Source organism: Bradyrhizobium sp., from assembly GCF_019244115.1.
GTDB lineage: Bacteria > Pseudomonadota > Alphaproteobacteria > Rhizobiales > Xanthobacteraceae > Bradyrhizobium.
Genome location: NZ_JAFATE010000585.1, coordinates 1 through 4,121 on the forward strand (window position 1 = coordinate 1; position 4,121 = coordinate 4,121).

Below are 4,121 nucleotides of genomic sequence, written 5' to 3' on the forward strand. Positions count from 1 at the left end.
GTCAGCACCTCCACCTCGTCGCCGTTCTGCAGCTCCGAGGACAGCGGCGCGAACTTGCCGTTGATCTTGCAGCCGACCGCGCTGTTGCCGACGTCGGTATGAACGGCATAGGCGAAGTCGATCACATTGGCGTGGCGCGGCAGTGCGATCAGCTTGCCCTTAGGGGTGAAGCAGAACACCTGGTCGTGGAACAACTCGAGCTTGGTGTGCTCGAGGAACTCTTCGGGGTTGGCACCCTCCGACAGGATCGCGACGGTGTTGCGCAGCCAGGCAAAAGCGTTGGACTCGCGCTTCAAGAGTTCGGTCGGCGAGCCGGCCCCCTCCTTGTAGAGGACGTGCGCGGCAATGCCGAACTCGGCGATCCGGTCCATTTCCTCGGTGCGGATCTGCAGCTCGACGCGCTGCTTGCCCGGCCCGATCACGGTGGTGTGGATCGAGCGATAGTCATTCTGCTTCGGCGTCGAGATATAGTCCTTGAAGCGGCCGGGCACCACCGGCCAGGTGGTGTGGACGATGCCGAGCGCGCGGTAGCAGGCCTCGATGCCGTCCATTACGACGCGGAATCCAAAAATGTCGGAGAGCTGCTCGAAGCCGATCGACTTGCGCTCCATCTTGATCCAGATCGAAAACGGCTTCTTGCGCCGGCCGTAGACGCGCGCGTTCAGCCCGTTCTTGCGGAAATTGGTCGAGAGCTGGCTTTCGATCTCGCCGATCAGGTTGCGGTTGCGTTCGGCGAGCGCATCGAGGCGCTGCGTCACCACGTTGTAGGCTTCCGGATCGAGGGTGCGGAACGACAGCTCCTCGAGCTCCTCACGCATCTCCTGCATGCCCATCCGGCCGGCAAGCGGCGCATAGATGTCGAGCGTTTCCTCCGCGATGCGCTGCCGCGAGGCCGGCGCCACGAATTCGAGGGTGCGCATGTTGTGCAGGCGGTCGGCGAGCTTGATCAGCAGCACCCGCACATCGTCCGAAATCGCGAGCAGGAGTTTTCGCAGGTTCTCGGCCTGCTTGGCCTCCCGCGACACCAGCTCGAGCCGCTTCAGCTTGGTGAGCCCCTCGACCAGGGCGCCGATCTCGGCACCAAAGATCTGGTCGATCTCGGCGCGCGTCGCCTCGGTGTCCTCGATGGTGTCGTGCAGCAGCGCGGCCACGATGGTGGCATCGTCAAGCTTGAGGTTGGTCAGGATCGCTGCAACCTCGAGCGGATGTGAGAAATAGGGATCGCCGGAGGCGCGCGTCTGCGCGCCATGCGCCTTCATGGCGTAGACATATGCCCGGTTGAGCAGGTCCTCGTTAGTATCCGGGTTGTACGACCTGACGCGCTCGACCAGATCGTATTGCCGCATCATGCGCGAGCGCGGCGGCTTGGACGGCTTCACCGGGGCGAACGACGGCACCACCGCAACCTCTTCGGTTGCGGCCTGCATCTGGGGCGGGCTCCTGCGCCAATACGCCATCGTATCGCCTTTGCCGGCGGTTCCGGAACGGACCGCGTGTCTTTTCGTTGTCTACTCTACCGCTGATCCGGCGACGCACCATTCACATCAAGGACAGGGGCCTTGCGGCAGATGCGTCGGCACCGGAAAGATAGCCATGGTAACCATGAAAACAAAAAGCAAAAGGCCCGGAAGACGATCCGGGCCTTTGCATGCGGGTTCGGGAGCGGCCGAAAACGCGGCTCACTCGTCCTCCTCGGGCTGCTCCTCCGGGGGCGCGAGCCCCTCGAGGCCCTTCAGCAGCTCTTCCTCCGTCATGCGCTCGACCGCAACCTCGGTGTCGTCGGCATCGACGCTGGCCCCCGCCGAGCCGATCAAAGGCACGGTATCGGGTTCTGGTTCGTCGACTTCGACGAATTTCTGCAGGGAATGCACGAGCTCCTCCCGGAGGTCCTCGGGCGAGATCGTCGAGTCCGCGATCTCGCGCAGAGAGACGACCGGGTTCTTGTCGTTGTCACGGTCAACTGTGAGTTGTGATCCGGACGAGATCATGCGGGCGCGGTGCGCCGCAAGCAGCACCAGATCAAACCTGTTGTCGACCTTATCAATACAATCTTCCACGGTGACGCGCGCCATCGACTGTCGCTCCGGTTGCTGGACTGAAAATGCGGATTATGGTGGCTAGTTATAGGGCCTGGAGACATTAAGCAAGGCGAATTCGCGCTTTCGGCCTTGGCGCTACCCTCTCGCCGGAGTAACCCGATGGCTGCGGCCACAACCGAAAAATACGGTTTTCGACAAGAAAACGCTTCAATGCGGCCCCGCCGTACATATCTTAATTGAGCCGAGCCATCCCCGGCCGCGTTAGCGGCCGATGAGGCCGATCCATCCGGATGCAGGCAGCAACTGAAAGAAGCGCGGGCGGCTGCCGCCGCGCCAAGAAAAAGCAGATAGCAAACACAACGCGAGAATTGAATGTCATCATCTTCCAACAAGATTGCGCTCTTCATCGATGGCGCCAACCTTTATGCGACGGCCAAAACGCTCGGTTTCGACATCGATTATAAGCGCTTGCTAAAGGAGTTCCAAAGCCGGGGGACGCTGCTGCGGGCGTTCTATTACACGGCCATTATCGAGGATCAGGAGTATTCGTCCATCCGTCCCCTGATCGATTGGCTCGACTACAACGGTTACACCGTCGTCACCAAGGCGACGAAGGAATTCATCGACGCCTCGGGCCGCCGCAAGGTCAAGGGCAACATGGACATCGAGCTCGCGGTCGATGCGATGGAGCTCGCCGAGCACATCGACCAGATGATCCTGTTCTCGGGCGACGGCGATTTCCGCTCATTGGTCGAGGCGATGCAGCGTCGCGGCGTGCGCGTCACCGTGATCTCGACGATCTCGAGCCAGCCGCCGATGATCGCCGACGAGCTGCGCCGCCAGGCCGACGTCTTCACCGACCTGATGGAATTGCAGTCAAAACTCGGGCGCGATCCATCCGAGCGTCCGGCGCCGCGCGAACCACGCCATCACTCGCCGCAATTCCTGCAGCGCTCGACCCCGGCGATGGCGCAGCGATCCGACGACGACGATTTCGACGATTGAGCCCTTTCGACAGCTTCTATTTCGCCAGAGCTTCCGGTTCGATGAATCGGAACGGAAGCTCTAGTTTTCTGTTTTAACGCGTCTCTGCGCGCGAACCGGTGGCCACTTCGCTCGAAAACGCTCTGGTGTTCCGGCTCTGACGTTCGTACCAGCTTGCGGCCGACCAGCCTGCGAACGTCAGACCAGCTCCCTCGGTTGCAAACAGCCGGCCTCCCCGTTATGTCCAAAGCCGATTTTTCGGAGACAGCGGCGGTGACGGGGCAGCAGCGCAAGCGCAATGACACGGCAGGCGTGCCGGAGGGCGTGACCGCGCCGTCGCGCGACTGCCCACTCTGCCCGCGCCTTGCGGACTTCCGTAACGCGGCGCGCCGTCGCGAACCCACCTGGTTCAATTCCCCGGTCCCCTCGTTCGGCGATGCCGGCGCCCGGCTTTTGATCGTTGGCCTCGCCCCAGGCATGCAGGGCGCCAACCGCACTGGGCGGCCGTTCACCGGCGACTATGCCGGCGACCTGCTCTACGCGACCCTGCTGCGATACGGCTTCGCGCGAGGCACTTACGAAGCCCGGCCCGACGATGGGCTGACGCTGGTCGACTGCCGGATCAGCAACGCGGTGCGCTGCGTGCCGCCGCAGAACAAGCCGCTGCCGGCCGAGATCAACACCTGCCGGTCCTTTCTCGCGGCGACGATCGCGACAATGCCGCGGCTGCGCGCGATCGTCGCCCTCGGACGCATCGCGCATGATACGCTGCTGAAAGTGCTGACCTTGCGCGCGGCGGCGGCGCCCTTCGCCCACGGTGCGGTGCATCAGGCCGGGCCGCTCAAGCTGTACGACAGCTATCACTGCTCACGCTACAACACCAACACGGGCGTCCTGACCGACGAGATGTTCCGCAGCGTCTTCGCGCGCGTGAAGGCGGATCTGGATTAACCCGAACAAATGTAGGGTGGGCAAAGCGAAGCGTGCCCACCATCTATCCGCATCGGATTCTGGTGGTGGTGGGCACAGCGCAAGAGCGCTTTTGCCCACCCTACACCGGCGCCGGATTCTCTTTCAGCCAGGCCAGCACGTCGCCGG

At 62.8% G+C, this 4,121-nt stretch carries 4 protein-coding genes; 2 read left to right on the top strand and 2 right to left on the bottom strand.

Annotated features, from left to right (window positions below):
- Positions 1–1,457, bottom strand: a 1,457-nt coding sequence (locus JOZ76_RS25985; RefSeq protein WP_291703501.1) for a RelA/SpoT family protein, incomplete at its 3' end; no start/stop codon positions are given.
- Between the two features lie 222 nt (positions 1,458–1,679).
- Positions 1,680–2,072, bottom strand: coding sequence for a DNA-directed RNA polymerase subunit omega (rpoZ, locus tag JOZ76_RS25990; protein ID WP_024512695.1), 393 nt, complete (start codon positions 2,070–2,072; stop codon positions 1,680–1,682).
- Positions 2,073–2,411: 339 nt separating this feature from the next.
- Between rpoZ and JOZ76_RS25995 the strand changes: the two genes are divergently transcribed.
- Both JOZ76_RS25995 and JOZ76_RS26000 read left to right on the top strand, forming a co-directional pair.
- Positions 2,412–3,044: a LabA-like NYN domain-containing protein gene (locus JOZ76_RS25995; RefSeq protein WP_291703502.1), complete on the top strand. Its 633-nt coding sequence runs from the start codon at positions 2,412–2,414 to the stop codon at positions 3,042–3,044.
- Between the two features lie 219 nt (positions 3,045–3,263).
- Positions 3,264–3,974 (top strand): uracil-DNA glycosylase, encoded by a 711-nt coding sequence (locus tag JOZ76_RS26000; RefSeq protein WP_441300097.1) that lies wholly within the window; start codon positions 3,264–3,266, stop codon positions 3,972–3,974.
- The last annotated feature ends 147 nt before the right edge of the window (positions 3,975–4,121 follow it).

What these genes read in the sequence shown, in the direction of transcription:
- rpoZ (WP_024512695.1), bottom strand. Translation starts at nt 2,072, where the DNA reads ATGGCGCGCGTCACCGTGGAAGATTGTATTGATAAGGTCGACAACAGG.
- JOZ76_RS25995 (WP_291703502.1), top strand. Translation starts at nt 2,412, where the DNA reads ATGTCATCATCTTCCAACAAGATTGCGCTCTTCATCGATGGCGCCAAC.
- JOZ76_RS26000 (WP_441300097.1), top strand. Translation starts at nt 3,264, where the DNA reads ATGTCCAAAGCCGATTTTTCGGAGACAGCGGCGGTGACGGGGCAGCAG.